This window comes from Phenylobacterium deserti, from assembly GCF_003254705.1.
GTDB classification, from domain to species: Bacteria; Pseudomonadota; Alphaproteobacteria; order Caulobacterales; family Caulobacteraceae; genus Phenylobacterium; species Phenylobacterium deserti.
This window is the reverse complement of record NZ_QFYR01000001.1, coordinates 1,481,673-1,507,361: the sequence shown is the minus strand read 5'-3', so window position 1 is coordinate 1,507,361 and position 25,689 is coordinate 1,481,673. Positions and strand designations below refer to the sequence as shown.

Below are 25,689 nucleotides of genomic sequence, written 5' to 3'. Positions count from 1 at the left end.
CGTCCGCTGCCGACCCATGGCGGACGTTGAGACTGACGTCGGCCCACTGAATCTAACGGCGTTCGGAAGCCGAGCCGTCAAAAGGTCCACTTGGCACGGCTGTTGGCAGTGGCCAGCTGAGGCTTGTGCCGTTGCTCACCCATCGCGGTGAGCTGAGTACGCCAGCACGGTTCCAGGGACTTGCGGGTCAACCACCACCAAGCCGCGACCTCACCATCGTAGTCGCTTCGCAGCACGGGAGTTCGCCAGCCGTCCGCCGTTAGCGGCGACGCGGGTTCGGCCAGAGTTGTCTTCGGCGTGTCGGAAGGCGGTACATTCAGGACGAAATCGTCCGGGAGGGTCGCGGCCGGATTGGTAATGCGCGGTCTGGCCCTAAGCGCGATCACCAGCGCCGGACAGGCTCGGCTATCGATCCATTGATGCGCCACAGCACCTCCGTCGAGACGAGTCTCAACGGTGTGGCTTTCAACGATCCAGAACGAGGGGTGGCGGATGGACAGCTGAACCTCGTTGAACAGCACGATCTGCTCGATCCAAATCCCAAGGCCACCGCCGACTTGGTTTAGTGCGAACCGGGGATGCGCCCCCTCCTGCGCGCTCGCGGGGAGAGCTGCCGCGAGCAACACCGCCACGATACTTGCAAGGCGAAGTGCAACCATTCTCTGCACTGTCCGCGAAGCCTCGCCTCTCGTCCAGCGGGCGCTGAGGTCCGCTCCCCACCCATCTCGGACGTTCTTGAATACCGCCTAGTTGCATCAACAAGCGGATGGCTTCTAGTTGGCCGACTGGAGCGCGGGAGGCGGTTTGACGCTCACCACCATCTTGCAAGGCTTGCTTCTGGCTCTTCTCCTTTGCCTAGCCGCCGGGTGGCAGGTGCTGGAGAAGCTCATCTGGGATGAGGCGCAACGTTTGCGCGAGCGGAACAGCGACCTCCGCCGCGATCCGCGCTTCGATCTGCCCGCCGTGACACTCGACACGGATCCGCTCCGTGAGCTCAAAAATGGCCCGCAGCACGATCTGCCGAAAGGCCTGCAGCGCAAGATCCGCCAACAGACGCAACTCGTGGCGGCAATACTCATCACCTTCGGCGTTCTCGTTTTTGTCAGGTTCTTCTGGCCCTGGGAAACGTAGGCGTCCGCCGCCCACCCAACGCTGACGTTCAGCGGGGTGGGTGAGGGCGTCCACCAGTCGTCCTCAATGTCCGCTTTCGGCCCCTAGGCGGGTGTCTGCTTCGGGCGCGAAGCCGGCTTGCAAGTTCCGACCTCGTAGAGCCAGCAACAGGGCCAAGCCAGTTCCTGCTCAGCGGCTATGTCCAGAGTGCCAAGCTTGTTTTAGCGAGGCGGCAACTCGGCACGACTTGCAGATTGGCATTGGATGAACAAACAAGCTCCCCTCCGCCGCCACGGATTCCAAATCAGCGTGCTCGGCAGCGCCGATCCGGGGACTTCGGCGTTCGAACAGGCCGCGCTTGCTGGCGAGAAACTTGCGCAGCTTGGCTACACCGTCGTCAGCGGTTGCGGCAGCCCCGCGACGCGGGTCGCGGCCGAGCGGGCGCTAGCCGCCGGCGGTCGTGTCGTGAGCGTCGTTCCGCACGACCAGATCGATGTGGCCGACTGGCCATGCTCGGTCCTGATCCCATGCGGTATGGGCGACGCCCGGAACCTGATCATGGCGCTATCGGCAGACGCATGCCTCGTCATTGGCGGGCGTGCGGGGACGATTTCTGAGGTTTGCCTTGCCTGGCTCCATCGTCGCCCCCTTCTGCCGCTTATTAGCCATGGTGGTTGGTCCGATGGGCTGCAGGACAACCCGCCGGATGATCGGGACCTCGCTCCAATTGTACCTTGGGCCAGCGTGACAGATCTCGAAGCGGGCCTCCGTTCATTGGGTCTGCAGTCCTAAAGTTCAGCAGGTCGATACACGTTAGGACAGATGCCGGAGGTCCACTTTGCTGACGGGAGCCAACGTCCGCTGCTGGCGCGAAGCGGACATCAAGATCGATCCGGAGAGCGGATTTTTACCGGCGGCGAACGCTGACGTTCCGAAGGCGGCCGGCATGAACATCAGAACGTAGGCCTTTGCCGAGCGTCAACGGCGCTCTGCAAGCCGGTCGCCAGATGCTACGGCAATCCATGGCACCTGACAGCGCACGCAAACGAGCGTCGATCCGAGCAGAGACCTATGCGCCCAAACCCACGGGCGGATCGCTCATGGCCGGCGTGTCCGTCGGAGCGGTCGCCTTCGGCGTGAGCTACGGCGTTCTTCGGTTCTACAGCTACGAACTCGCTGACTTTCCCATCTTCGTTGCGGCGATCGTCTTGTTGTCCATGGTGGCCGGCTTTGTCGCCTACAAGCGAGCTGCCCGGCGACACCGGCGAGCTGTGACGAGCGAACTCGCGACCGAAGCCAGCGAAGCGGACCGCAGCCATGATGAGCAGGGGTAGGCGCGAACGCACCGCGTCCAATGCGTCGGGCAATTAGGTCTTCGATCGACTCGCTGCGGAACGATGTTGCGCTGCACAATGTTGATCATGCCGAAGAGGTCGCCGTGCGTCCTCACATTCCAAGAAGATCTCATGAACCAGCTCACTGCCAGGCTATCGGCCGGCGGCAAGACATCGCGCGCCACCGGCGCGCTCCCGCTCAAGGCCGGGTTCGCCGCCGTCGCCATCGGGGCATTGATCGCAGCTGCGGTCGGAAATCACCTGGCGGCCAAGCGGACGGAACGGCGCAGACCGCCGGCGGGCCGTTTTGTGACCGTGGACGGGGTTCGCCTGCATTACCAGGAGCGCGGACAAGGGCCGACGCTGGTTCTGGTCCACGGGAACGGGGTCAGTTCGGAGGACTACGTGCTCTCCGGCCTGGTCGACGCGCTGGCGCAACGCTACCGCGTCATCGCCTTCGATCGGCCGGGTTTCGGCTACAGCGAACGGCCGCGGAACCGTCCGTGGACGGCGGAAGCCCAGGCACGGCTGCTCCTCGAGGCGATGACCGTTCTGAACGCTGGAGAGGCGGTTCTTGTTGCCCACTCCTGGGGAACGCTCGTCGCCCTGCAGGCGCAGCTGGCCGCGCCGGAACGGATCCGCGGGCTGGTGCTGATGTCGGGCTACTACTGGCCGACGGCGCGCATCGATGCACCCCTGCTGGGGGCTCCCGCTATCCCTGGGCTGGGCGACGTGATGCGGTTCACGGCGTCCCCCCTTCTTGGGCGGCTGATGATGCCGCTCATATTCAAGCAGATGTTCTCTCCCGCCAAGGTTGCGGAGCACTTCCGGCAGGGTTTTGCGTCCAACATGTCGCTGCGGCCTTCGCAGCTACGGGCGACGGCCGCCGACACGGCCATGATGCCGCTGGAGGCCGGCAAGCTGGCGCCGCAACTGACGGCGGTGGTGGGCCCGGTTCTGGTGATGAGCGGCGACGGCGACAAGATCGTCAGCTGCGAGCATCAATCCCGGCGGTTGGCCCGCGAACTGCTTGGCGGCGAGATCCAGGTGATCGAGGGCGCCGGCCACATGTTGCACCACACCGAGCCGCAGGTTGTCGCCCAAGCCATCCTAGGCTTCCTGCGCCAGATTGCGTTTGAGCCGGGCCTTGGCGGCGAACGTCGCCCCGAGCGGGAGCCGCGGCGGGTTGCCGAGTCTCTGCCGGCCTGAGCGCGCGCCATGGTCACCGCTTGAGGACGGCCAGCAGAACGGCCGTCCGATGCGGCCGCGGCCGCCACGCCAGATGGCGACGGAAGGGCAGCTGCTTGTTGGCGTAGAAGACCATAGAACGAGGCCGCCGCCATTCTAGGCCTCGGCCGGTGAATAGCCCGGCGGTGCAGGGCGTGCGGTGACGCCAAGCTGGTATGCCTTGCGGAGCTCACGGCAGCGCATGAGGGACTTTAATGTCCGCTTCTGCGCAGGAGACCGATGTCTGCTCCTGGCGCACGACTGACGGAACGCGCACATGGGATATTGCTGGCGCCTGTTGCGGTGGTCCTGCGGCGCGATCCCGCTTGAACGGCGGTCTCGGCTCCCACTAGAGAACTGCCGAGCAGAGTGAATTGAAGGACGGCGACATGGCATTGCTCGACGAGCTCAGGGCTGACCAACTGGCGGCCCGCAAGTTGAACGATCGTCTGAAGGCTGACCTGCTCACCACGCTGATCGGCGAAGCGACGCAGATCACGACCGAAGAGTTCAAGCGCGGCGTGACGGAAGTCACTGATGAAAAGGTCGCCGCAACTGTCGCGAAGTTCCTGAAGAATACGAGACTTACGCTGGAGAACCTCGCGAGCGAGCGCGCGCGTCTGGTCGAAGCCGGCAGCGATGCGTCCAAGGTCGACCAGCGCATCAAGGCCGCTGAAACCGAACTGGCGATCCTTTCCTCTTATGGCCCGAAGCAGATGACGGAATCGGAACTGCGCCAGGCCATCGAAGATTTCCGGGCCCAGAACCCCGACGCCAACGTCGGGACCATCATGGCCCACCTGAAGACGAGCTTCGGCGGGCGGTATGACGGCAAGGCAGCCAGCGCGTTGGCCAGGGGTTGAATAAGGGGGCCCGCCATCGGGAGCTAAGCCCAGCCATCGTGCGGGTCCCGATGTCCGCTCCCGGCGCGCAGCAGCCCTCGCGAGGCCGTTGACAGCACGGTCGGTCCTCACGGAACTGCCACAAGGCGGCAGGTGGAGGCTGGTGATGAGAGCGACCCAGGTCGGCGCCCTAGGCTTTGCTGCCGCGCTTCTGGCGGCTGGGCCGGCCGCAACGCAGGACGGACACAATGCCTGGCTTTGGCTCACCTTGACCCAAAGCAGCCTGTCGCCGGGTCTCGATCGGACGGATGTGGCCTTGGTGACGCGCGTCACCAACAAAGGCGGGGCGTTCTTCTTCATCTTGGAGCGGCGGGAAATGGTCACCCGGGGGCGCGCCAACACGGTGAAGCATCAATGGGTGGACGGCCGGACGTGCGCCGCGCTGTCCGAAGTCGTGCAATCGGCATCGGACCTGCCGCCGGCCAGGATCAATCCTCCGAATAGTCCTCCCAACCGCATCACCTTCCACGTGGCGACCACCACCCTGTCTGGTCCGAGTGGTTCCAGTTGGATGGACCGGGTCAGTCGCACCGACCTGATGGGTCCTAACTACGCCTGGTGGGAGAAGAGCAAGGCGCGACTTAAGGACTGCTGGCAGAACGAGCCGCCCATGGTCGGCGGCAAGCCTCCTGAAAGTGCGCTTGGTACAGACCGGGCGGCAAGGGCGCTGTTGCACTAGCCGGACTACGCCCGCTGCTGGCGCGAAGCTGCCGCGAGAGCGTCTGGCCGCCATCGCCAGCCCACCTAGGTCCGGCTCTCCAGAGTCGCCGTGCAACTTGCGTGGCCTCGCGATGCCTGCCCTGGAACAGAAGGCCGACTGCAGACAAGCCCATCAGCTAGCGGCGACGTTCCGCGTCGACGTCGAGGATGGGGGTTTCGGCGGCCGACGAGAGGTTGAGGTCCAGGACGCACCTCAGGCCCTCCGGCGAAAAGTCGACGTGCGCGGCGTCGCCGTTCTCGTGCCCGAAGGTCTTGGCCAGCAGCCGCATACCGAAGCCGGTCTCCTGAGGCTGGCTGACCGGCGGGCCGCCGGTCTCCTGCCAAAGGAGGTTCATGTACCGATGGCCCTCGCCGTCGAGGGCGGTGTTCCAGGTGATGGCGATCTGGCCGGCGGGCGTTGAAAGGGCGCCATGCTTTACGGCGTTGGTGGCCAGCTCGTGCAGCGCCAGGGACAGGGCGACCGCCTGCTGAGGGCTGACCCGCAGGGGCGGTCCGTCTGCGTTCAGCCGGCCATCGCCGTGGGCGTGCGGGCCCAGCGCCTTGGCGACGATGGCGTGGACGTCGGCGGCGGCCCAGTTCTGCTGCACCAGGACGTCGTGCGCCTCCGACAGGGCCATGAGGCGGCTGGTCAGGCTCTCGCGCGTTCCGGCGTCGACCTTTGCGTTGCGCAGGGTCTGCTCGGTGATCGACTGCACCGTCGCGAGCGTGTTCTTGATACGGTGGTTCAACTCGTTGAGCAGCAGGACGCGCTGTTCGTCGGCGAGCTTCGACGCCGTCTCGTCCCGCAGGATTTTGACGAAGCCGGCCTCGTCGTTCAGGCGCATGGTCACGCCGTTGCCCCAGAAGCGTCCGCCGTCCTTGCGGACGTGCCAGCGGCTGTTCTCGGCGCGGCCTTCCCGGCGGGCGACTTCCAGCTCGAGCTCCGGCGCCTTTGCGGCGATGTCCGAGGCGACGAAGAAGATGTGCGCAAGCTCGCCGACCGCGTCCTCCGGGGAGAACCCGAAGATCAGCTGGGCGCCGGGGCTCCAGGTCAGGATGCGGCCGTCGTCGTCGAGCCGCATGATCGCGTACTCGCGCGCGTTGGCGATGAGCAGCTCGGCCACTTCCGTGCCGATCAGCTCAGGCTTGTGTTCGGATGCAGGGCGACCGGCCATTCCCCTCCCAACGCGGAACGGCGACAGTGGTGGCAAGATCCGGCGCCGCCGGGCCGAGGGCGTCCGGTGGTTCCTGTTCGGGAGGGGGTCCGAGCGGTATAGTGCCTGGGCATCCTTCACGGAGCGCGCCATGGCTGGCGAGACGTCCCTGAACCAGTTCGGCGAATGGTACGGGTTGGCGGACGCGCCGCGGTTGGCGACGCGGCAGCTGGGCTCCGGCGCGGTGGACATCACCCGGGTGCGCTATGGCGGCTGCGACCACGAGTTCGCCGGCTATCCGCAGTTCGAAAATGCGGTGCTGGTGCATGTGCAGCTCCGGCCGATGGTGGCCGACCTGAGCCTGGACGGGGCGCGCAGCCGGCCGCTGGTCACCCCGGCGGGCGGGGTCAACATCCTGGACCTGCGGCGCGACCTGGGCGGGCGGATGACGAGCCCGTTCGACGAGGTGATCTTCCACATGCCGCTGAGCCTCTATGAGGACCTGGCGGCGCCGCGGACGGGCTCTCCGCCCACCCATGCCGCGCCCACTCATGCCGTGCCCACTCATGCCGTGCCTCGGGCGCATGCGCCGCTGGACGATCCGGCGATCCGCGAGCTCGCCCTGTCGCTGCTGCCGGCGCTGGACGGGCGGCGGGCGCCCACCACCCTGTTCCTGGACCAGCTGGGCTGGGCGCTAGCCTCGCACGTGGCGCGGACCTATGGCGGCGGGCTGCGCCGCGCGCCCGGGGCTGCGAAGCTGGCGGGGTGGCAGGAGCGGCGGGCCAAGGCGCTGATGGAGGAGAACCTGGCCGGCGACGTGCGCCTGGGCGATCTTGCCGCCGCCTGCGGGCTGTCGGTCGGGCACTTCGCCCGTGCGTTCCGGCGCACCGTGCAGATGCCGCCGCATCGCTGGCTGATGGGGCGCCGCATCGACAAGGCCAAGGACCTGCTGCTGACGCCGGCGGCGTCCCTGGCCGAGGTGGCGCAGGTATGCGGGTTCACCGACCAGAGCCACTTCACCCGCGTGTTCCGCAAGATGGTCGGGGCGACGCCGGGCCGCTGGCGCCAGGACCGTCTGAGCTGATCGTTGAGGGCGTGCGCGCGGCGCTGCGGGGAGATCATTTTCGTACAAGACGGCGGGCGGCCTCGGGCCCGAGATTTGGAGCCGCCCGTCGGCCGGCGCCCTGCCCGCCGCAAACCATCCGAAGGAGATGGCGTCGTGACCAAGACAGTGATGCTGATCCATGGCGCCTGGCTCAATTCGCTGAGCTGGGAAGGGTGGAAGGCCCGCTTCGAAGCGCGGGGCTTTCACGTGGTGGCCCCCGACTGGCCCTATGACGAGGGCGATCCGGCGGACCTGCGGGCCGCGCCGCGACAGGCGCTGACCAAGATCGGGCCTAAGGCGATCGTCGACAGCTACATGCGCCAGATCGAAGCGCTGGCCGAGCCGCCGATCCTGATCGGTCACTCGGCGGGCGGGGTGTGGGTGCAGCACCTGCTGGATCGCGGGCTGGGCGCGGCGGGCGTGGCGATCGATCCGGCGCCGACGCCGGGCGTGGCGCTGGCGCCGCACGCCATCGTTTCGGCCCTGCCGGTGCTGGGCGATCCGTTCAGCGGCGGCAAGGTGAAGTCCATGACGCGGGAGTTCTTCCACCGCCGGTTCGCCAACGGGCTGCCCGAGGATCTGAAGGACGCGCACTACGACCGCTACATCGTGCCGACCGCCGGCAAGGTGTACTGGGACGGGGTGCTGGGCGGGGCCGGGAAGATCCACTGGGACAGCCCCGTGCGGCCGCCGCTGCTGCTGATCGCCGGCGGCAAGGACCTGATCGCCGACGCCAGCATGACGCGGGCGATCTACGAGCACCAGAAACGGGCGGCGTCGGTCACCGAGTTCAAGCTTTATCCGGACCGCTCGCACTGGACCTGCCTGGAGCCCGGCTGGGAAGCGGTGGCGGACTTCGCGCTGGATTGGGTGGTGGAGCACAGCGTGGCGGGCCGCCCGCCGGTCGCCGCAGGGGCCGGGCGGTTCGCTGACGCCCCGGCGCCGCAGCCCTAGCGATCGGCAGGGCTGCGGGCAGGCAGGCCGTCGACCTCGGCGCGCCTTGGGCGGGCGAGGTCGACGGTGCAGCGGGCGCCTAGAACAGGATGCCGGCCTCGGCCATCGCGCGGACCTGGTTGCGGTCCTCGCCGGCGCCGCCGAACCCGAGCCCCGACTCGAAGTCGCTGAGGCGCACGTAGGACAGCTCGCCGCGGACGAACAGGACGCCCTTCTGCCAGGTGGGGGTCACCGTGGCCGAGAAGGCCTTGCTGCCGGCGCCGTAGAGCAGGTTGGGCGCGCCCGAGGCGGCGTCGCCCGACGAGCTGATGTACTCGGCGCGGGCGGCGAGGCTGAACTCGGGCGTCACGGCGTATTTGGCTAGGACGGCCGCGCCCAGGGTCGAGCCTTCGTCCGTGATGCCGAGCTCCTCGTCGGCCTCGACCTGGCTGTACTGGAGGTAGGGCACGATGGTGAGCCCGCCCGAGGTGTGGGTCCAGATCACGTTGAAGATCGAGCTGTTGTTCTGGAGCGGCGGCGTCGCGAAGCTCGCCCGGGTGTTGGTCGACAGGCTGGTGGCGCCGATCACGCTGATCACGTCCGAGGGTGAGGCCGTGTAGCTGACCGCCGCCGACACCCAGTTGGCCCGGTCGGAGTAGTAGCCGTCGTTCCACGACACCGAGGCGCTGACCGGTCCGCTGGCGTAGTTGACCTGGACGCCGCGGCTCACGGCGGGCTCCTGGTTCCACAGCAGGCCGCGGGCGATGTTCATGTTCTGGAAGGTGAAGGTGTACTCGGCGCCCACCAGAGTCGGCAGCTTGCCGGCGAGGATGGAGATCTGCTCGTTGGGGACCAGCTTCACATAGGCGACCGGCACGGCCCCGAAGGTGCCTTCGGTCACCGTGGAGGCGTCGGCGTAGGGCAGGCCGAGCGAGGGGATCGAGTAGGTCCCCGCCTGGACGAAGAACTGCACCGGTCCTTCGGTGGTCTGGATGAAGAGCTGGGCGTTGCTGACATCGCCGCGGGCGTCGTCATCACCCGGCGCCGGATTGTTCTGCGCCAGGCCCAGGCCCGTCGCCACCCCGCCGATGTAGACCTGGCCGAACGGTCCGGCGTCGAAGCTCGTCGGCGACGGGTTCGCCGCGGGCGGTCCGCTCATGCTGGGCGAAGCCAGGGGGTCGGCCGCCGCGCCGCCGGCGATCGCGAGTGTTGCGGCGAAAGCCGCGGAGATGAAGAGGCTGGTTTTCGGCATTTGGTTTCCCCTGTCTTGAGCCGAGCCGCTGCGAACCCGCCGCGGCGTCCAGGCCATGCTCAGTCTCTCCTCCGTCGGATCGCGCAGCACATCGACGCGGATGGGCGCCGAATTGGCATAGCTGCACAATTTGGTGGGCTTGCCTGGGGCAGATTGCCTGGAAAACAGGCAGATGCGCTCACCAGAGCTGCAATGCCTGCCAACCGGGCGCCCCCTGAGTCACCCTGGCTGCGTCGTATTCGAGCATTGTCCGCTGCGCCACGAACGAGGTCCCGATGCGCAGGTCTGGTCCGCCTCCGAGGCGGCGCACCCCCGGCCGGCGTCGCTTGACCAGGCCCGGAATGGCCGAGGCTATGTCGCCGCGCATCCAGGTGCTAGCGCGGGTCGGAGGCGCGAGACCATGACCGACCTACCGCCGATCCGTACGCGCCACGCCGCCAGGCCGAAACCGGAGAGCCGGCTGAGCCGCTGGAGGCGGTGGGCGATCGTGTTCGCGCCGATCGCCGCTGCGCTTGCGATCGTGCGGTTCGACCTTGTCCGTCTGTTGCTCGAGAGCATGCGCCAGCACTAGGCGCGGACCGCCAATCGTGAAGCCGTTGGCCCAAAACGGGCCGACCGAGTGGCGAAACTCCACCGTCGCCTCTAAATGCCTTCCAAAGAAGCAAAAGGGAGGTTTTTCGTGCTGCCACGGCTCACAATGATCGTTGCGTTGGCATTTGCGGCGACTGGCTGCGCAAGTTCCAGGCAGGTTGCGGACGCCAGAACGCAGCTGCGCCCCTGTTCGCCAGCGGAAGCGGCCGCCATGAACCGCACCCTCGCGCGGGCCAGCGCAGTCTCCCCCTGCGCAATTGGCGGCGGCGCCTCAGGCGCTCCCTAGGCGGTGACCCGCCGGGCGGCGCGTCACCATTTCAGCATCTGACGCAGACGTTCAGCGTGGAGGCGCGCTCGCTTACCCGGGCACGCCTTCATGCGACCTGGCGAAGGCGCGCTTGTAGGCGTCGCGGGCGGTGGTGCGGGCGAGGTAGTCCTGCTCGGCCCCTGAGAGCGCGAAGCCGGCGTGGTTCGCGCCGAGCCTGAGCGCATAGCTCACCGAGATGTCGGCGGCTGTGAAGGTCTCGCCGGCCATGTAGGGGGCGGCTTGGAGCTGGCGCCGGACCAGGAGCTGGCGGCGGCCGACGCACTCGCGGGCCCAGCGGGCGCCCCAGTTGTCGCGCTCGGCCTCGGGCGCGATGAAGCCGCTCACCAGCGGGACCATGATCAAGGTCGCCAGGCCCGCTTCGCCCAAGTGGAGGAACTGCTGGTAGGCGGGAAAGGCTGGGTCGCCCGGCGACGGCTGCAGCGGCGTCGGGCCGTAGCGGCCCATCAGGTATTCCAGGATCGCCACGGACTCGACCATGGCGACCTCTCCGTCCTGGATCGCCGGCAGGAAGTCGCCCGGATTGACCGCGAGCCAGGCGGGGTCCTTTTCCGCCGAGAGCATGTCCACGTGCCGGATGCGGTAGGGCAGGCCCATCTCTTCCAGCAGCCAGACAACCCGCAGCGACCGCGACGTCTGCCCGCCCCACACCGTGATCATGGTCTTCGTGCTCCAACGGTCCTGGTCTGAAGACGCACCGCGCGTGAAACATCCGACAGGTGGACGTCACGCCGCCCCGTTGACACAGTTCGTCACATCGTTGACGCGCTGCAGCAAACCTCGGGCGGCATCAGGTGCGCCTTCGACACTTTGCCGTCGCCACGCTTTTCTGAGGATTGAGCCATGCCCAAGTTCGCCGCCGGTGTCGTCAAGTTCCAGCAGGAAGTGTTCCCCGAGAACGCCGCTCTGTTCGAGAAGCTGGCGCAGGGTCAGTCGCCGGAAGCCTTGTTCATCACCTGCTCCGACTCGCGGATCGAGACGGGGATGCTGACGCAGAGCCAGCCGGGCGACCTGTTCATCGTGCGCAACGCCGGCAACATCGTGCCGCCGCACTACAAGGGCGCGGGCGCGACCACCGCGGCGATCGAGTACGCCTGCGTGGCGCTGAACGTCCCCCACATCGTGGTGTGCGGCCACACCCAGTGCGGCGCGATGAAGGGGGCGATGAACCTCGATGCGCTGGACGCCCTGCCCCATGTCAAAGAGTGGCTGTCCTATTCCCAGGCGGCGGTCGAGATCACCAACGAACTCGGCAAGGACCTGGACGAGCATGCGCGCAACCTGCTGCTGCTCGAACAGAACGTCATCCTGCAGCTGGCGCACCTGCGCACCCATCCGGCCGTGGCGGTTCGGCTGGCGCGAGGCGACCTGCGGCTGCATGGCTGGGTCTATGACATCGCCGACGGCGAGGTTTACGCCTTCGACGACGCGAACAACCGGTTCGAGCCGGTCAGCAAGCGGTACGCCGCCGAGGTCGCCAAGCACCTGGCGCTGCACACCCACGATCACCCGGCGCTCTAGGCCGGCGACGCCCGCTGGCGCTTAGCGGGCCCAGCCTTCCTGGTTTCCTGACACGCTGAGCTCGCGGCCCGAGCGGTCGTCAGCCGGCGCCGCGAGTTCGGCGATGGCGGCCAGGAGCGCCGCGGGATCGATCGGCTTGGCGACATGGGCGTCGGCGCCAGCCGAGACGGCCTCCTCGACCTGGTGGGTCATGGCGTTGGCCGAGACAGCGATGATGGGGATGGGAGGCAGGCCCTCGTCGGCCTGGCGCTGTCGGATCGCGCGGATGGCCGTCAGGCCGTCCATCACCGGCATCTGCAGGTCCATCAGCACCAGGTCGAAATGCTGAGCTTCCACGGCCAGGCAGGCTTCCCGGCCGTTCTCGGCGAAGTAGGGCGTGGCGCCCGCCATCTCCAGGATCATGCCAGCGATACGGCGATTGTTCGGGTTGTCTTCGACGACCAAAACGCGGATCGCCTCGAGGTCGCTGACGGGAGCCTCGCCCTCGGCATCGGCCGTTGGACGGGCGGCGGCCTGGGCGGTGAACCAGAAGTCGAAGACTGCACCCTCGCCCACCTGCGCACGGCAGGTGACGTCGCCCCCCATCAGCCGCGCGAGGCTGCGGGCGATGGACAGGCCCAAGCCCGACCCGCCGAACTTGCGGGTGATCGACTTGTCTTCCTGTTCGAAGCGATCGAACAGCCGCTCGGCGGTCTCGGCCGAGAATCCGCAGCCGGTGTCGCGCACCGAGATCCTCACGGTCTGGGCTTTCGCCCCGGCCTCCACGGACAGTGACACCTGCACGCCGCCCTTCACCGTGAACTTCACGGCGTTGGAGAGCAGGTTGCTCACGACCTGGCGGATACGCAGGCTGTCCGCCTCAAGCCAGCGGTCGGCCTGCTCGGCGCCCGTCACCTCCAGCGCCAGGCCCTTCTCGTCCGCCTTAGCGGCGAACAGGTCAAACACCGACGTGAGGTCCTGGTGCAGGTTCATGGGACGCAGTTCGAGGTCCAGCCGCCCGCTTTCCACCTTGGCGAAGTCCAGCACGTCATTGAGGAGCCGCTCCAGCATGCGGCCGGAGTCGAGGATGAGCTCGACCATCTCCTGCTGGCGAGGCGCAAGCTCGGTGCGCGCAAGCATGTCGGCGACCGCCACCACCCCGTTCAGCGGCGTGCGGATCTCGTGGCTGATGTTGGCGAAGAACTGAGACTTGGCCTCGTTCGCGCGGACAGCTGCGTCCCGCCGCAGCTCCGAGGTCTGGATCGCCTCCGCCAGACGCCGCTGTTGGCCAGCCGCCAGGGTTTGGGAGACCACCAGGCCCAGTTTGGACACCAGCGCCAGGTCGGCGGCCGAATAGATCCCCCGTCGCTCGGAGCAGAGGATCAGCAGCCCGGCGCCGCCGGCTGTCGAGATCGGCGCCAGGATGCCGGCCGCCGGACGGCTCGTGAGACCGCCTGGGAACGCCGTCCATTCCGGTATGCGGGCGATGTCGGGGACGACCGCCGGCCGGCCCGAGGCGATGCGCTGGAAGAAACCTTCGGCCGGCCAGGCGCTGCCGACCAGCCGGGGTTCGGTGGAGGCAACGCAGGCATAGCCGTTTTCCTGCGGCTGCAGCACCAGGGCGAGGTCGAATTCCAGCGCGCTGCGCAGCAGGTCGAAGGTCCGGGTGATGGCGGCGCCCGGCTCGTCTTCCGCCGAGATTCCCTGGATGCCGCTCAGCACCAGCTCGAGTTCGCGGAGCCGCGCCTGTTGCGCGGCGGCGAGCTGGTTGGCCGAAGCCAGCGCTTCGCGCAGATGTTCGACCTCCTCGTTCATCAGCCGAAGGTCAGGGCCGAGACCATGAGGTTGCCGTGTCGGTTGCAGCTGTCGATGATCGCCCCTTGCTCGCCGAAGGTGAAGGCGCCCAGGAAGGGTGCGCCATGCATCGCCTCGGCGACCTGCTCGGCGACCTCCGGCATGCGATCGCGCACGTGAAGCATGCAACCGCCGCAATAGATCACCAGCCCGCCCGCTGTTTCCTCACGACGCCACCCGCCGTTGGCGATGGCGTCGTTCACAACAAGGCCGGCGCGCTTCACCAGCGAAGCCGGCGAGCCGCGCATCAGGTGGACCTCGTCGCCTTCCGTGATGTCGGTGAACAGGGAAAGGTCGCCGCCGGCGCCCATCATGGCGGGGTGGGATAGGACGAACATCGGCACGTTGTTCTGCTGGCCGGCGACGCGCCCGAGCGGGGTGGGCGTGCTCTTGGCCAGGATCATGCCGATGTCGGACGCTGGCACCTCGCCGTCCGTCCAGCGGCTGTAGACTTCAGAAGCCGGCTGGTGGTCGATCTCGAGCACCTGGCGGTTCTGCGCCTTGGTGACCACGCCGGCGGGACCGGCCGGCGCATAGCCGCTCTGGAACGCAGCGCCATGTCCGGCAGTGGGAAAGAGGGCCGCCACGACCACATGGTCCTGCAGGACCCCGTCCGTGGAGAACTGGCGCCAGGCGCCGGCGATGCCTTCGTCCGCCGAACTGCCGCCGATGATCGGCACCTTGGCTCCAACAACCGACTGGATGCCCTCGATCACCGCCTCTTCCCTTCCGGGCGGCTGGCAGCACCAAACCAGCACCGGGGCCTCGAAGTCGCGTTCGGCCGCAGTCAGCGCAGCCTCGATGGCCTGGGCCCCCGCCAGAAAGGCGTCCTGCGCCACAGGGGCGGAGCCGACGCCGAACGAGCCGTCCGCATCGGCGATGCCCAGCAGACCCACTGCGCCATGCGCCGACGCATGGAACCCGCGCTCGGTCATTACCCCGCCACAGGACGTGCCGCCGACGATCTGCGCCTCAGGCAGGGCCTCGCGGATCGCGCCCAGCAGTTCGGGCCGCGCGTGATGCTCCGTGGTGTAAAGCACCACCAGGTCCGGTCGCCCGCCGAGCCTAGCGAGCAGATCCTGCGCCGCGCCGGCGCCCGCATCACCCGAGTGCGGATCGACACTGAAACTCGAGGCTATGCGCACGTCCGATCTCCCTCGGGCGCAGCTGTATCTCGAGTGCGTTAAAGAAAACGTTCTCTACATAACTAATGCGGCCGCTCGCGCCGAAGCGAGCGCCAGGCTCAGGCGCGCACAGCGTCGAAGTAGTGGGTTTGACCCTCGTCGGTGAACTGATCGGCGAGGCGCAGGCCGCAGGCTTCAAGGGCTTGCCGGTAGGCGGCCTCGCCCAGCGAGACCGACGGCCGATGAGTCAGGGTGTCGGTCCACTCGCAGGCTTGCTGCGGGGCGGTGAACAGAAAGCGCGCGCCAGGGTGCAGAGCGTGCGCCACGCGCCCGATCACCTCCCGCTGCTCCTCGGGCGGCAGCAGGAACAAGAGGCCGATCGCCAGGGCGCCCTCGAAACGTCGGTGAAAGAAGGCGCTGGTCTGCGCAGGCTCGCAGGCCGTCTCGGCGCTCGGGAAGGCGTCGCGGAAGGCCGCAATGAGCCTTGGCGAGGCGTCGACGCCGAACAGCTGGTAGCCATCCTCGATCAGAGCGGCGGCGATGGGCGCGCCGGAGCCGCAGCCCACGTCCAGCACCGCGCCGCCCGGAGTCAGTCGCCGCGCCCAGCGGCGCACGACGTCCACACCCACGTCAGACCGCGCAGCCATGAAGGCCGCCGCCGCCGCGTCCCAGCCGCGAGAGGGATCGTTGTCCATCGATGGGAGGCTAGCACGCTGAACGCCGGAAGATCCTCCGGCCGCTGCGAGCAGCGACCGGAGGTGGGAGCCGTGTGAAACAACGTGCCGGAAGCAAGGCACAGCTTAACAATCGCTGGCGAGGGCTGCTGTTCCCTCGGCGGCGGCAATCACAATTTGCGGTTTGATAAGTTCGGACGAAGCCGCTTCTGCTCGACCTGAGCGTGCGTTCAGGCCTGGAATCTGCGGCGTCGTTGTCGGGTCAGGTGAGGCTTGTTCGTCCTTGGAGAAACCAAGCTAGGCAGCAAGGATACGGCAATGACGGACGAGCGCATCAAGGGACCGGCGTCCTACTTCCCGTCCATCGAGAAGAAATACGGGCGGCCGATCGCCGAGTGGCAGGCCCTGGTGCGCGGGCGCTATCCGGCCAAGCACATGGAGCTGGTGGCCATGCTGAAGGACGAGCATGGGATGGGCCACGGGCACGCCAACGCCATCGTGGCCCAGACGCTGGCCGAGGATAAGAAGTAGGCTGGCCTTCGAGGACGCGCGGGAGGCGGGGTGAGCTGGGTCTATTACGCCATGGCGGCGGCGGCGGAGATCGCCGGCTGCTTCGCCTTCTGGGCCTGGCTGCGGCTGGAGCGCTCGCCCCTGTGGCTGATCCCTGGGATGGCCTCGCTGGCGCTGTACGCCTTTCTGCTGACGCGGGTGGACAGCGCCGCGGCAGGGCGGGCCTACGCCACCTATGGCGGGGTCTATATCGCCGCCTCCGTGCTGTGGCTCTGGCTGGTGGAGCACAAGGCGCCGGACCGCTGGGACCTGATCGGCGCGGGCGTGTGCCTGGCCGGGGCGGCGATCATCCTCCTGGGGCCGCGGCACGCCTGAGGGATCAGGGGCGGGCGACGGTGACCTTGAGGTAGACGGCGGGGATCTCCGTGCGGTCGGGGCCGCCCTGGTTCTGGGCCTGGAACAGGTCTTCGAGTTCGCGCTGGAGGTCCGCTTCGCGGCCGGCGGCGCGGGCGGCCTCGAAGGCGTTCATGGTGGGGCCGTACCAGTCGCGGAACAGGGCAAGGAACTCGCCGGGGGGACCTGGGTGGCGGAAGGTGTAGATGGCCCGCTCGCAGGTGATGGCGTCCACAGGCACGCCGGCCTGGCCGAAGCGTTCGCGGACCTCGTCTTCCTTGCCCCAGGTCACCGGGCTGACGAAACCGGGCGGCGGAGGCGCGGCGTAGGCGGCGCTGATCTTCAGGATGCTCGCCACCAGGGTGGGATCGCCCGGGATCCAATTGCCCATGACGATGCGGCCGCCAGGCTTGGTCACCCGCACCATCTGCTGGGCCACGTCGAAGGGTCGGGGCGCGAACATGGCGCCGAACATGCTGACCACCAGGTCGAACTCGGCGTCCGGGACGCCGGCGAGCTCGCTGGCGTCGCCTTCCTGGACCTCCAGGTTGTCCAGCCCCTCAGCCTCGGCGCGGGCGCGGGCGGCGGCCACGAGGTTGGAAGCGATGTCCACGCCCAGCACCGAGGCGCCCCGGCGGGCGGAGGGCAAGGCGGTGGTGCCGTCGCCGCAGCCCAGGTCCAGCACCCGCATGCCGGGCCCCACGCCCAGGGCGTCGATCACCTCGTCGCCGCTTTCGCGCATGGTGGCGGCGAGCTTGGTGAAGTCCCCCTTCTCCCAGAGCGCCTTGTTCGGGTTCATGTCTCCACTCCCTCGTCGGCGGGCGGAGAATGACGCCGCCGCGAAGAGCCGGCGCGATCAAAGGATCAAGCGGGCGTCAGGCGCGGGGATCAAAGCCTAGGTAGTTTTCCGGAAGCGCGGCGGCTCTGCGGCCGGCGTAGAAGGCGCCGCATGACGACCGAAGCCAAGCTTGCGCGCCTCGCGGCGGCCCTGCGGGATATCGCGCCCCACTTCGACCAGGCGGACCGGGCGGCGTTCGCCACCAGTCTGGCGGACGCGCTGGAAGGCGGGACGGCGCCCGTGCAGATCCCGGCCAGCCGCCTGGGCGCGGCGGCCGGGGCCTTCAGGCTGCACTAAGGGCGATCAGAACTCTTCCCACTCGTCCGCGGCGGCCTGCGGCGCCGGGGCGTGCTGGGCGGTGGTCTTCATCTGGACGATCGGCCGGGCGACGGGCTTGGCGGGCGCAGGGCGCGGCAGGCCGGCGGTGGCGGGCCGGGCCGCATCGCCCACCTGGAACTGGTGCACCGACTGCTCCAGGAAGTCGGCTTCCTTGCTCAGGGCGGCGCTGGCGGCGGTGCTTTCCTCCACCATGGCGGCGTTCTGCTGGGTCAGCTGGTCCATCTGGTTGACGGCGTTGTTGACCTCCGAGACGCCCCGGGCCTGCTCCTCGGCGCCGACGGCGATGTCGGAGACCAGGGCGTCGATGTGGGCCACGCGCTCGATGATGCGCTCCAGCGACTCGCCGGTCCGGCCGACCAGGTCAACGCCCTTGCCGACATGCTCGGACGAGGCGCCGATCAGGCGCTTGATCTCCTTGGCGGCGTCGGCCGAGCGCTGGGCCAGGGCCCGCACTTCCGACGCGACCACGGCGAAGCCCTTGCCGGCCTCCCCGGCCCGCGCCGCTTCGACGCCGGCGTTCAAGGCCAGAAGGTTGGTCTGGAAGGCGATCTCGTCGATCACGCCGATGATGGAGCCGATTTCCTTGGCCGAGGCCTCGATCTCGCTCATCGCGGCGACGGCCTGGGAGACCACCTCGCCGCTGGACTGAGCCTCGCCCCGGGCGGCTTGGACGACGCCGGCGCATTCGTTGGCGCCTTCGGCAGACTTCTTCATGGTGGCGGTGATCTCGTCGAGGGCGGCGGCCGTCTCTTCGAGGTTGGCGGCCTGCTGCTCGGTGCGGCGGGCCAGCTGGTCGGCGGCCGAGGCGATCTCGCCCGAGTTGCCGCGGATGGAGCGTACGTTGGCGACCACCGAGGCCATGGCCGACTGCAGCTGGCCGATGGCGCCGTTGAAGTCGTCCTTCAGCTGGACGTACTCGTTCGGGAAGGCGTGAGAGATGCGGAAGGTCAGGTCGCCGGAGCTGAGGCGGCCCAGGCCTTCGCCCAGGGCGCCGACCACGTCGGCCAGTTCGGCCGCGGACTTGGCCTTGGCGGCTTCGTTGCGGGCGCGCTCCTCGTCGGCGGCCTTGCGCTGTTCGGCGGTGAGGCCTTCCAGCCGCAGCTTCTCAAGGCCGGCGTCCTTGAACACGCCGACGGCGGCGGCCATGGAGCCCAGCTCGTCCTTGCGGCCCTGAGCCGGGATGTCGACGGTGAAGTCGCCCGAGGCCAGCTTGCGCATGGCGGTGGTCAGGGCGGTGACCGGCCGGGCGATGGCCCGGGTCAGCAGCCAGCCCAGAGCCGAGGCGACCATGATCGCCAGCAGGATGCAGCCGATCATCGAGATGTTGGCGGTGCGGGTGAGCTTCGCCTGTTGGGCGGCGAGGTTGGCGATGTTCTTCTGTTCGGCCTCGTAGATGGCTTCGATGCCTTCTTCGGCCGGGGCGATCAGCTCGTCAGCCTGGCCATCGGGGCCGACCATGTCGAACGCCTGCTGGCGGGTGGCGGGATCGGCCCACATCTTGGTGCCGCCGTGGACGATGACCTCGAGCCACTTGTCGGCGGCCGCGTCGACGGAGCTCAGGGTGGCGATGTCCTGCTCGCGGCCGGCCAAGGCGTCCTTGCCCGCAGCGATCCGCTTCTTGAAGTTGCCCCGGTGCTTGTCGACGCGTTCCAGGTAGTAGTCGTTGCCCGACAACAGGTAGCCGCGGAAGCTGTTCTCCTGGCGCGCCAGGTAGAACTTGGCCTGCTCCATCGCGTCGATGACCGTCTGGCTGTGCGCCGTCGCCCCCCGCGCCTTTTCGAGGGCGTGCAGGGTGTACATGGCGAAACCGCCCATTCCGCTCATCGTCAGCACGATGATTGCAAAGCTAAGGATCAGCTTGCGGGGAATACGCAGATTGTCGAGCAGCATGGCGCGACCTCCAAGGTCGAAGGATCTTGGCCGCCATTAATCCGCTGGATTCACAAAATTAGGGTTACTGGGGCCGCCGCTGAGTTCCTGGCGGTTATTCAGAACAATTCAGGGTTTACAGCTCCGCCATGGCGCAGCCTCGGCGAGAACCCCAAATCGGGGCGAAGAGAGTTGACGGCGCCGCGGCGGCAGCCGAGCTTCCGCCCGCACAGGAGGCGAGCGACAATGGATAACACGATCAGCGGCGGCTGCTTCTGCGGCAAGGTGCGCTTCAGCATCCAGGGGACCCCGATCCGCCAGCGGGCCTGCTGGTGCCGCGACTGCCAGTACCTGGCCAGCGGCAACGCCTCGATCAACATCGCTTTCCGCAGCCAGGATGTTTCGGTGGAGGGCGAGCTGTCCCACTACGAAAGCCTGGCCGACAGCGGCAACCGCATGCGCCGCAGCTTCTGCCCGAACTGCGGGACCCACCTGTTCAGCGGCCAGGTCGCCTTTCCCGACTATGTCGTCGTGCGGGCGGGCACGCTGGACGATCGCGAGATCGCCGCGCCCCAGAGCATCATCTGGATGGATTCAAAGCCGTCCTGGGGCTGGGCCGATCCGGACATCCCGCATCACCCCCGCCATGTGCCGGCGGTTCCGCCGCCGGTGCAGGACTAGGCTGCCAAAGGGTCTAGCGCAGCCAGGCCCGGAAGCTTTGCAGGAAGCCCTCGATCGCCGGCTTGTGGGCGCGCTCGGCGACCTCCACGTCGCGCAGGCCTTGGACAAAGGCGCGCTGGGCGGGCGAGATGTCGTCGGGCTTCACCACCGCCATGGACCAGTCGGCGAAGGCCCTCTCCTCGATCTGGCGGCGCTGGACCTGAATGAGCTGGCGGTGGCGCGGGTCGCGGCTGATCCGATCGTAGGTCTGGTTTACCGCCTCCTCAGGCCCCTCCAGGAACTGCAGGAAGTTGCCGTCGTAGTGGCACAGCAGGCCGGTGACGTCGCACTGTTGGTTGTTCCGCTGCGACTGCTGGACGATCCCGCTCAGCACCTCGGCGCTTGGGATGGTGGCGGCGGAGCTGAGGTAGACGAGGCAGATCAAGGCGAAACTCACGAGGAATGTGGCGCGGTTCTACAGGCCTCACATTGACGAAGGATTGCGCCGCCGCCCATTGACGCACGGCCAAGGCGCGCCCAGCCTCAGGTGATGATCGAACAGCGGCGGTGATCTCGTGAGCAATGACGCGGTCCGGGCGGTGAACTTCGCCATCCTCAAGGCCCACCGGCTGGGCGAGCCCCGGGTGCTGGAGCTGTCCCACGACCAGTTCCGCCACCTGCGGCTGACGGGCGATCCCGCCGACTGGAGCCTGACGCGGCCGTTCGCCTATCGCGGCCTCAGGGTGGCCGAGGCCGGCGCCTCCAAAGGGCGCGTCCTGGTGTGGGACCGCGCCCGCGAAGCGCCCATGGTCCAGCGCATCGAGTGGCCGGTGGGGCTGCTGCAGGGGTGATGGCGACGTGCCGGCGACAGGCACAAGCAAGCTAAGGCTGCTAACCGCCCTTAAGAACGGCCCCCTGAGGAGGCATTGTGTTCGGCCATGCGTCGGCAATCGTTGCGCAGGCAGCAGACACGTTCTTGAACATCGTCACTGCTTTAGAGGGCGCAGGGTGCGCACTCCCGGTATGGCAGTCCAAGGTCAGGCACAGAGCGGGGTCGATCTCCGCACCGGCCTCAGCATGAGTGTGCTGCAAAAGCCCGAAGATCAATGCCGATTGATACTCGGCCGTCAGCTTCGGCAGCTCCTTCCCCTTGGAGTATCTGAGCATCAGCGCGCCGACACGAACCTTGTTCGTTTTGCTTACCTTGCGAAGCAAGAGGTTAGACACAAACGGGACCTTAAGCCCGCCGATTGGAGCGACCTGGTGCTTCTTGCCGGGAAGAACTTCCAGCCCGGCAAGATCTAACGATGAAACGACCTCGCTGAAGCGTACCAGGTAGCCGGAGTTCGCTTCGTTCACCAGCGCCTCAAAGTCGTCGGTCACGAGCTTGCCCCTGATAAAGTCGGCGCGAGACAGCAGAAAGTCTTTGTTTAAAAGGCCTTTTACGGCCGCGTTGACGATCGTTGCCTTGGCTTCCTGATGCTGAATGAGCCTCGCGAGAGGACGGTATTTCGCTGCAACGAGGATGGACCGCTTCTTGCGTTCAGAACCGGACATGTAGTCCGACAGGTAACGAACACCCAGTTCGGGCTCCGGAACAACGACGTGGGTCGGCTTCTTATCCATAGAGGTGACCTCCTGTGGAGATGAATAGATGGGAGAGTTCTACTTCAGCGCTCAACTGGATGAGCAAACAACGCTATGCATTGCGCCGCTCTCAGATCGCCGGGTCGAGTTAGCCGACACCGATGTTGAGGACGTGAGCGGGTATTTTCTCTACAAGACACACGGCCGCGATGAGCCCGAAGCAGTGGAGATCCTCGCCAAGGTGACCTCGGAAGAAGCGGCCTTCACACTGCGCGAAATGTTGCGGCTAGATTAGCCGGCGCTCGTTTCCGAGCGCCGGCTTGATTGGACTAGCGATTGCTATCCGGCGTTCGGCGCACGCGTTCCCACGTGGAGCCGGGCGTCGTGGTAGGCGGAAAGCGGTGATTGTCCGGGACAGTCACGTAGTTGTCCCGCTGACCGCCACGCGGCCCACGTTCTTGGTAGATGCCGCCGTCGCGGCCGGAGTTCGATCCAGGCTTGTGGCCCATGATTCTGTCTTTCCACAACTCGCAAACAGGAAAGACGCCCAGCGTGTGGACCGATGGCGTTGCGTGTTAAGCAGAGCGCACTAGGTTGATTCGGTCAGCGCACGTGGAAGCGTCGTTGATGGGGAGAGAGGGGACGGTCCTGGGTCGCCAAACTCGGTCGTCCTCTCCTCCGGCACATCGTAGGCCGCATCGCGCTGGCCGTTGATGCAATGAGCCGCAGCTCAGTCATTTAGTGTTGCCCTCAACTCTCCTTTTTTAGCGCTCGTCGCCGAGCCTCCGATTCGTTAGTGCCCACGATTCTGCGGGCGCTGGTAGGCGCCCGCTCCTCGCGTCCACAACCATGTTCTCTGATCACTCCGCCGGGGTGGTCTCCGCGGCGCGCTTGGACATCATCTGGTCGAAGCTGGCCCAGACGCCTTCGTTGCCGTGCCATTGGCCGCGGGTGGCGGCCTTGGAGTATTCGGTGGAGCGGGCTTCGAAGAAGTTGGCGTGCTCGACGCCCGACAGCATGGACTGCAGCCAGGGCAGCGGGTTTTCCTTGATGCCGTAGACGGTGGGCAGCTCGAGCTGCTTCAGGCGCCAGTCGGCGATGAAGCGGATGTACTGCTTGATGTCGTCGGGCGTCATGCCCTGGACCTCGCCGGCCTCGAAGGCCAGGTCGATGAACTTGTCTTCCAGGCCCACCACGGTCTTGCAGCAGTCGACGATGTCGTCGGCCACCGCCTTGGTGACGCAGCCGGTTTCCTTGTTGAAGGCGTGATAGAGCTTGATGATGCCTTCGCAGTGCAGGCTCTCGTCCCGCACCGACCAGGACACGATCTGGCCCATGCCCTTCATCTTGTTGTGGCGCGGGAAGTTCATCAGCATCGCAAACGAGGCGAACAGCTGCAGGCCTTCGGTGAAGCCGCCGAACATGGCCAGGGTGCGGGCGATGTCGGCGTTCGTGTCGACGCCGAACTGCTGCATGTAGTCATGCTTGTCGCGCATGGCCTGGTAGTCGAGGAAGGCCGTGAACTCGCTGTCCGGCATGCCGATGGTTTCGAGCAGCAGGGCGTAGGCGGCGATGTGGACGGTCTCGATGTTCGAGAACGCCGCCAGCATCATCTTCACCTCGGTGGGTTTGAAGACGCGGCTGTAGCGCTCCATGTAGTTGTCGTTCACCTCGACGTCGGACTGGGTGAAGAAGCGGAAGATCTGGGTCAGCAGGTTCCGTTCGCGGTCGTTGAGCTTGACCGCCCAGTCCTTGAGGTCCTCGCCCAGCGGCACCTCTTCCGGCATCCAGTGGACCTGCTGCTGCTTGCGCCAGAACTCGAACGCCCACGGATAGCGGAACGGCTTGTACGCGAAGGACGGCGTCAGCAGGCCCGGCAGGCTGGAGTTCGAAGCGGTCACGGTTGCAGTCCCCTCGGTCCCGATTCAAGATCGTTAAGGCCTGAAGGATAGGCGCCGAACGCCCTCTACATCTAGGGGCAAGTTGGCGCATGCAGCCTAGATGTTGTTCACAGCCTGGGGATAACCCGATGGCGGGATATGTGCTGTACGGGGCCGTCGGGTCCGGCGCGGTGGCGGTCGAGGCGGCCCTGCGGCTGATGGGCCAGCCCTATGAGCTCATCGAAGCGGTGACCTTTGACGAGGATCATCCGGAAAGCGGCGACAAGGTGCTGGGCGCCAACCCGATGCGGCAGGTGCCGGCGCTGGTGCTGCCGTCCAGCGAGGTGATGACGGAAAGCGCCGCCATCCTGATCCGGCTGTGCGAGCTGCATCCGCAGGCGCGCCTGGCGCCCGGACCGGACGATCCCGCCCGAAGCCAGTTCCTGCGCTGGATGAGCTTCGTCTCGGCGGCGATCTATTCGCTTTACTGGGTGAAGGATGATCCCTCGCGCCTGGCGCCAGACGAGGCCGCGCAGGAGCCGCTGGTGCAGCGGTGCCTGGAGCGGATCTCCGACTGCTGGGCGATCATGAACGATCAGGTGGAGCCGGGGCGCTGGATCCTGGGCGAGGAGCTGTCGGTCCTCGACCTGTATGTGACGGTGGTCTCGCGCTTCCAGCCGCGGCGGAAGCGCTTCTATGCGGCGGCGCCGAAGCTGGCGCCGATCGTCCAGGCGGTGGACGCGCTTCCGGAGCTGGCGGACTTCTGGCCCGAGCGCTACCCGTTCGAGCCGGGTTGGGACCGCCTGCCGGCCTAGCGGCGGGGCTTAACCGAGACGGAGAAGGCCACCAGGGTGTCGTCTTCGGTGTGCTGGCCCATGATCAGGTGCTTGCCCTTCACCTCGCGGTGAATGACGCCGAACGACGACTGCACGTGGTCGCGCCGCCAGCCGACGCCGACCTGGGCGTCGCTGATCATGGTGGACTGCGGGTCCATGGTCCAACCGGCGCGGTCCCAGCCGGACTCCCCGCGCAGCATGTTCAGGCCGACGGCCTTGCCGCTGGCTGCGGCGAACAGGTACCAGCGGCCCCGCTCGCCCATCTCCGCGCCGTCGCGCACGCCCAAGTCGCGAAGCTTGTCTTCCGCCTTGGCGTCCAGCTTGCGGCTGAGCTCCATGCGGGCGCCGGCTTCGGCCGAGCCGCCGGCGCTGGTCATGCCGACGCCGGCGTGAGGCGAGACGTCGAGATCGAACTTCTTGTTGCCGAGGGAGACGGCGTTGGGCCAGTCGCGGGTCACCGCCACTTCGTAGCCCTTGGTCACCAGCTCGGAGCGGTCCAAGCGCAGCGGCAGGCCGCCAGGGGTCACGGGTGCGCTACCCAGTCGCAGCCGGACGCTGTCCACGGCGCCGTCCTTGCGCGCGAAGGCCACGTCCGCGCCTTCCCAGCTGACCGAGCCTGGCGCCGGAACCACCATGTTGCGTTCGATGAGGCGCGCGAACCCGTCGTCGGCGCCTGAAGCGTTCAAGGGTGAGGAGACGGGTTTCACCGGAGCGAAAGCGGCGCCGGCCAGGACCGACCCCGTCGCTTGTGTCACTGCAGGCTGCGCCCCCGCAGCACTCGCCGCGGCGCAGCCCAGGACGATGGCTCCCCAAGCCATTCGCCTCATCACGCGCTTTCTCCCACCCCGCATCGTGGACGTGCGGTTCTTAAGCGTCAGAATTCCACAGATATGCAAAGGCGCAAGCTGAATTGTGGTTCCCACACGGCAGCCTGGCGCCCGCCCTGGGGCGCTGGATGCTTGCGCTTGTTCAAAACAAAGGCGTCGCGGTTGC

30 protein-coding genes are annotated in these 25,689 nt (G+C 67.3%); 17 read left to right on the top strand and 13 right to left on the bottom strand.

Features of this window, described 5'->3' with window-relative positions; all coding sequences use genetic code 11:
• Positions 1-77 precede the first annotated feature (77 nt).
• A complete protein-coding gene (locus DJ018_RS07570; protein WP_133254236.1) occupies positions 78-632 on the bottom strand; it encodes a hypothetical protein in 555 nt (184 codons plus the stop codon).
• 145 nt (positions 633-777) lie between these two features.
• Here DJ018_RS07570 and DJ018_RS07565 point away from each other — a divergent pair, with 145 nt between their 5' ends.
• The 6 genes from DJ018_RS07565 (at position 778) to DJ018_RS07540 (ending at position 5,252) form a co-directional block, all read left to right on the top strand.
• Positions 778-1,131 (top strand): hypothetical protein, encoded by a 354-nt coding sequence (locus DJ018_RS07565; protein WP_133254235.1) that lies wholly within the window; start codon positions 778-780, stop codon positions 1,129-1,131.
• A 243-nt stretch (positions 1,132-1,374) separates the two neighbouring features.
• The gene (locus DJ018_RS07560; protein WP_111514219.1) at positions 1,375-1,902 is read left to right on the top strand and encodes an SLOG cluster 4 domain-containing protein; all 528 of its coding nucleotides are present in this window, start codon (positions 1,375-1,377) and stop codon (positions 1,900-1,902) included.
• Positions 1,903-2,210: 308 nt separating this feature from the next.
• Complete coding sequence (locus tag DJ018_RS07555; protein ID WP_111514218.1) at positions 2,211-2,444, top strand: hypothetical protein; 234 nt, start codon at positions 2,211-2,213, stop codon at positions 2,442-2,444.
• Positions 2,445-2,576: 132 nt separating this feature from the next.
• Entirely contained in the window at positions 2,577-3,653 is a 1,077-nt protein-coding gene (locus DJ018_RS07550; RefSeq protein ID WP_111514217.1) for an alpha/beta fold hydrolase, read from the top strand.
• Positions 3,654-4,060: 407 nt separating this feature from the next.
• Positions 4,061-4,534: a GatB/YqeY domain-containing protein gene (locus tag DJ018_RS07545; protein WP_165842822.1), complete on the top strand. Its 474-nt coding sequence runs from the start codon at positions 4,061-4,063 to the stop codon at positions 4,532-4,534.
• 145 nt (positions 4,535-4,679) lie between these two features.
• Positions 4,680-5,252: a hypothetical protein gene (locus tag DJ018_RS07540; protein WP_111514215.1), complete on the top strand. Its 573-nt coding sequence runs from the start codon at positions 4,680-4,682 to the stop codon at positions 5,250-5,252.
• A gap of 157 nt (positions 5,253-5,409) precedes the next feature.
• Here DJ018_RS07540 and DJ018_RS07535 read toward each other — a convergent pair whose 3' ends face one another.
• Positions 5,410-6,447 (bottom strand): sensor histidine kinase, encoded by a 1,038-nt coding sequence (locus DJ018_RS07535; protein WP_165842821.1) that lies wholly within the window; start codon positions 6,445-6,447, stop codon positions 5,410-5,412.
• A gap of 130 nt (positions 6,448-6,577) precedes the next feature.
• On the opposite strand from DJ018_RS07535, the gene DJ018_RS07530 reads away from it, so the two are divergent.
• Positions 6,578-7,510, top strand: coding sequence for a helix-turn-helix transcriptional regulator (locus DJ018_RS07530; protein WP_165842820.1), 933 nt, complete (start codon positions 6,578-6,580; stop codon positions 7,508-7,510).
• A 135-nt stretch (positions 7,511-7,645) separates the two neighbouring features.
• On the top strand, positions 7,646-8,485 hold the full coding sequence (locus DJ018_RS07525) for an alpha/beta hydrolase (protein WP_111514213.1): 840 nt from the start codon (positions 7,646-7,648) through the stop codon (positions 8,483-8,485).
• A 79-nt stretch (positions 8,486-8,564) separates the two neighbouring features.
• Here the strand turns inward: DJ018_RS07525 and DJ018_RS07520 are convergent, their stop codons facing one another.
• Positions 8,565-9,716, bottom strand: coding sequence for an outer membrane beta-barrel protein (locus tag DJ018_RS07520; RefSeq protein WP_111514212.1), 1,152 nt, complete (start codon positions 9,714-9,716; stop codon positions 8,565-8,567).
• Positions 9,717-10,116: 400 nt separating this feature from the next.
• Here DJ018_RS07520 and DJ018_RS19130 point away from each other — a divergent pair, with 400 nt between their 5' ends.
• Positions 10,117-10,287, top strand: a complete 171-nt coding sequence (locus tag DJ018_RS19130; protein WP_165842819.1) for a hypothetical protein — start codon at positions 10,117-10,119, stop codon at positions 10,285-10,287.
• 378 nt (positions 10,288-10,665) lie between these two features.
• On the opposite strand, the gene DJ018_RS07515 is transcribed toward DJ018_RS19130, so the two are convergent.
• A complete protein-coding gene (locus DJ018_RS07515) occupies positions 10,666-11,292 on the bottom strand; it encodes a glutathione S-transferase family protein (protein ID WP_111514211.1) in 627 nt (208 codons plus the stop codon).
• 183 nt (positions 11,293-11,475) lie between these two features.
• On the opposite strand from DJ018_RS07515, the gene DJ018_RS07510 reads away from it, so the two are divergent.
• Positions 11,476-12,153, top strand: coding sequence for a carbonic anhydrase (locus DJ018_RS07510; RefSeq protein ID WP_111514210.1), 678 nt, complete (start codon positions 11,476-11,478; stop codon positions 12,151-12,153).
• Positions 12,154-12,174: 21 nt separating this feature from the next.
• On the opposite strand, the gene DJ018_RS07505 is transcribed toward DJ018_RS07510, so the two are convergent.
• From DJ018_RS07505 to DJ018_RS07495, 3 genes are all read right to left on the bottom strand, one after another.
• The gene (locus tag DJ018_RS07505; RefSeq protein WP_111514209.1) at positions 12,175-13,947 is read right to left on the bottom strand and encodes an ATP-binding protein; all 1,773 of its coding nucleotides are present in this window, start codon (positions 13,945-13,947) and stop codon (positions 12,175-12,177) included.
• Complete coding sequence (locus DJ018_RS07500) at positions 13,947-15,131, bottom strand: FIST signal transduction protein (protein ID WP_111514208.1); 1,185 nt, start codon at positions 15,129-15,131, stop codon at positions 13,947-13,949. Before DJ018_RS07500 ends, DJ018_RS07505 begins: the two co-directional genes overlap by 1 nt.
• A 98-nt stretch (positions 15,132-15,229) precedes the next feature.
• A complete protein-coding gene (locus tag DJ018_RS07495) occupies positions 15,230-15,805 on the bottom strand; it encodes a class I SAM-dependent methyltransferase (RefSeq protein ID WP_111514207.1) in 576 nt (191 codons plus the stop codon).
• A gap of 297 nt (positions 15,806-16,102) precedes the next feature.
• On the opposite strand from DJ018_RS07495, the gene DJ018_RS07490 reads away from it, so the two are divergent.
• Positions 16,103-16,315 (top strand): DUF4287 domain-containing protein, encoded by a 213-nt coding sequence (locus tag DJ018_RS07490; RefSeq protein ID WP_111514206.1) that lies wholly within the window; start codon positions 16,103-16,105, stop codon positions 16,313-16,315.
• Positions 16,316-16,345: 30 nt separating this feature from the next.
• A complete protein-coding gene (locus tag DJ018_RS07485) occupies positions 16,346-16,669 on the top strand; it encodes a YnfA family protein (protein WP_276309814.1) in 324 nt (107 codons plus the stop codon).
• A 4-nt stretch (positions 16,670-16,673) separates the two neighbouring features.
• On the opposite strand, the gene DJ018_RS07480 is transcribed toward DJ018_RS07485, so the two are convergent.
• Positions 16,674-17,486: a class I SAM-dependent methyltransferase gene (locus tag DJ018_RS07480; protein WP_111514205.1), complete on the bottom strand. Its 813-nt coding sequence runs from the start codon at positions 17,484-17,486 to the stop codon at positions 16,674-16,676.
• Between the two features lie 150 nt (positions 17,487-17,636).
• On the opposite strand from DJ018_RS07480, the gene DJ018_RS07475 reads away from it, so the two are divergent.
• Entirely contained in the window at positions 17,637-17,822 is a 186-nt protein-coding gene (locus tag DJ018_RS07475; protein ID WP_111514204.1) for a hypothetical protein, read from the top strand.
• 6 nt (positions 17,823-17,828) lie between these two features.
• On the opposite strand, the gene DJ018_RS07470 is transcribed toward DJ018_RS07475, so the two are convergent.
• The gene (locus DJ018_RS07470; protein ID WP_111514203.1) at positions 17,829-19,754 is read right to left on the bottom strand and encodes a methyl-accepting chemotaxis protein; all 1,926 of its coding nucleotides are present in this window, start codon (positions 19,752-19,754) and stop codon (positions 17,829-17,831) included.
• 225 nt (positions 19,755-19,979) lie between these two features.
• On the opposite strand from DJ018_RS07470, the gene DJ018_RS07465 reads away from it, so the two are divergent.
• Positions 19,980-20,414, top strand: coding sequence for a GFA family protein (locus DJ018_RS07465; RefSeq protein WP_111514202.1), 435 nt, complete (start codon positions 19,980-19,982; stop codon positions 20,412-20,414).
• Between the two features lie 13 nt (positions 20,415-20,427).
• On the opposite strand, the gene DJ018_RS07460 is transcribed toward DJ018_RS07465, so the two are convergent.
• On the bottom strand, positions 20,428-20,838 hold the full coding sequence (locus DJ018_RS07460; protein WP_165842818.1) for a BLUF domain-containing protein: 411 nt from the start codon (positions 20,836-20,838) through the stop codon (positions 20,428-20,430).
• Positions 20,839-20,968: 130 nt separating this feature from the next.
• Here DJ018_RS07460 and DJ018_RS07455 point away from each other — a divergent pair, with 130 nt between their 5' ends.
• Entirely contained in the window at positions 20,969-21,244 is a 276-nt protein-coding gene (locus DJ018_RS07455) for a hypothetical protein (RefSeq protein ID WP_111514200.1), read from the top strand.
• A 40-nt stretch (positions 21,245-21,284) separates the two neighbouring features.
• Here the strand turns inward: DJ018_RS07455 and DJ018_RS07450 are convergent, their stop codons facing one another.
• Positions 21,285-22,019, bottom strand: coding sequence for a hypothetical protein (locus DJ018_RS07450; RefSeq protein WP_111514199.1), 735 nt, complete (start codon positions 22,017-22,019; stop codon positions 21,285-21,287).
• Between the two features lie 28 nt (positions 22,020-22,047).
• Here DJ018_RS07450 and DJ018_RS07445 point away from each other — a divergent pair, with 28 nt between their 5' ends.
• On the top strand, positions 22,048-22,275 hold the full coding sequence (locus DJ018_RS07445) for a hypothetical protein (RefSeq protein ID WP_111514198.1): 228 nt from the start codon (positions 22,048-22,050) through the stop codon (positions 22,273-22,275).
• A gap of 565 nt (positions 22,276-22,840) precedes the next feature.
• On the opposite strand, the gene DJ018_RS07435 is transcribed toward DJ018_RS07445, so the two are convergent.
• Entirely contained in the window at positions 22,841-23,881 is a 1,041-nt protein-coding gene (locus DJ018_RS07435) for a ribonucleotide-diphosphate reductase subunit beta (RefSeq protein WP_111514196.1), read from the bottom strand.
• 128 nt (positions 23,882-24,009) lie between these two features.
• On the opposite strand from DJ018_RS07435, the gene DJ018_RS07430 reads away from it, so the two are divergent.
• Positions 24,010-24,675: a glutathione S-transferase family protein gene (locus DJ018_RS07430; RefSeq protein ID WP_111514195.1), complete on the top strand. Its 666-nt coding sequence runs from the start codon at positions 24,010-24,012 to the stop codon at positions 24,673-24,675.
• On the opposite strand, the gene DJ018_RS07425 is transcribed toward DJ018_RS07430, so the two are convergent.
• A complete protein-coding gene (locus tag DJ018_RS07425; protein WP_165842817.1) occupies positions 24,672-25,514 on the bottom strand; it encodes a lipid A-modifier LpxR family protein in 843 nt (280 codons plus the stop codon). The genes DJ018_RS07430 and DJ018_RS07425 overlap by 4 nt on opposite strands.
• Positions 25,515-25,689: the final 175 nt, after the last annotated feature.

Bases quoted from the DNA above. Each gene is read 5' to 3' on its own strand.
- DJ018_RS07560 (WP_111514219.1), top strand. From the start codon at position 1,375: ATGAACAAACAAGCTCCCCTCCGCCGCCACGGATTCCAAATCAGCGTG.
- DJ018_RS07555 (WP_111514218.1), top strand. From the start codon at position 2,211: ATGGCCGGCGTGTCCGTCGGAGCGGTCGCCTTCGGCGTGAGCTACGGC.
- DJ018_RS07550 (WP_111514217.1), top strand. From the start codon at position 2,577: ATGAACCAGCTCACTGCCAGGCTATCGGCCGGCGGCAAGACATCGCGC.
- DJ018_RS07545 (WP_165842822.1), top strand. From the start codon at position 4,061: ATGGCATTGCTCGACGAGCTCAGGGCTGACCAACTGGCGGCCCGCAAG.
- DJ018_RS07540 (WP_111514215.1), top strand. From the start codon at position 4,680: ATGAGAGCGACCCAGGTCGGCGCCCTAGGCTTTGCTGCCGCGCTTCTG.
- DJ018_RS07535 (WP_165842821.1), bottom strand. From the start codon at position 6,447: ATGGCCGGTCGCCCTGCATCCGAACACAAGCCTGAGCTGATCGGCACG.
- DJ018_RS07530 (WP_165842820.1), top strand. From the start codon at position 6,578: ATGGCTGGCGAGACGTCCCTGAACCAGTTCGGCGAATGGTACGGGTTG.
- DJ018_RS07520 (WP_111514212.1), bottom strand. From the start codon at position 9,716: ATGCCGAAAACCAGCCTCTTCATCTCCGCGGCTTTCGCCGCAACACTC.
- DJ018_RS19130 (WP_165842819.1), top strand. From the start codon at position 10,117: ATGACCGACCTACCGCCGATCCGTACGCGCCACGCCGCCAGGCCGAAA.
- DJ018_RS07515 (WP_111514211.1), bottom strand. From the start codon at position 11,292: ATGATCACGGTGTGGGGCGGGCAGACGTCGCGGTCGCTGCGGGTTGTC.
- DJ018_RS07510 (WP_111514210.1), top strand. From the start codon at position 11,476: ATGCCCAAGTTCGCCGCCGGTGTCGTCAAGTTCCAGCAGGAAGTGTTC.
- DJ018_RS07505 (WP_111514209.1), bottom strand. From the start codon at position 13,947: ATGAACGAGGAGGTCGAACATCTGCGCGAAGCGCTGGCTTCGGCCAAC.
- DJ018_RS07495 (WP_111514207.1), bottom strand. From the start codon at position 15,805: ATGGACAACGATCCCTCTCGCGGCTGGGACGCGGCGGCGGCGGCCTTC.
- DJ018_RS07490 (WP_111514206.1), top strand. From the start codon at position 16,103: ATGACGGACGAGCGCATCAAGGGACCGGCGTCCTACTTCCCGTCCATC.
- DJ018_RS07480 (WP_111514205.1), bottom strand. From the start codon at position 17,486: ATGAACCCGAACAAGGCGCTCTGGGAGAAGGGGGACTTCACCAAGCTC.
- DJ018_RS07475 (WP_111514204.1), top strand. From the start codon at position 17,637: ATGACGACCGAAGCCAAGCTTGCGCGCCTCGCGGCGGCCCTGCGGGAT.
- DJ018_RS07470 (WP_111514203.1), bottom strand. From the start codon at position 19,754: ATGCTGCTCGACAATCTGCGTATTCCCCGCAAGCTGATCCTTAGCTTT.
- DJ018_RS07465 (WP_111514202.1), top strand. From the start codon at position 19,980: ATGGATAACACGATCAGCGGCGGCTGCTTCTGCGGCAAGGTGCGCTTC.
- DJ018_RS07450 (WP_111514199.1), bottom strand. From the start codon at position 22,019: ATGGATAAGAAGCCGACCCACGTCGTTGTTCCGGAGCCCGAACTGGGT.
- DJ018_RS07445 (WP_111514198.1), top strand. From the start codon at position 22,048: ATGGGAGAGTTCTACTTCAGCGCTCAACTGGATGAGCAAACAACGCTA.
- DJ018_RS07430 (WP_111514195.1), top strand. From the start codon at position 24,010: ATGGCGGGATATGTGCTGTACGGGGCCGTCGGGTCCGGCGCGGTGGCG.
- DJ018_RS07425 (WP_165842817.1), bottom strand. From the start codon at position 25,514: ATGGCTTGGGGAGCCATCGTCCTGGGCTGCGCCGCGGCGAGTGCTGCG.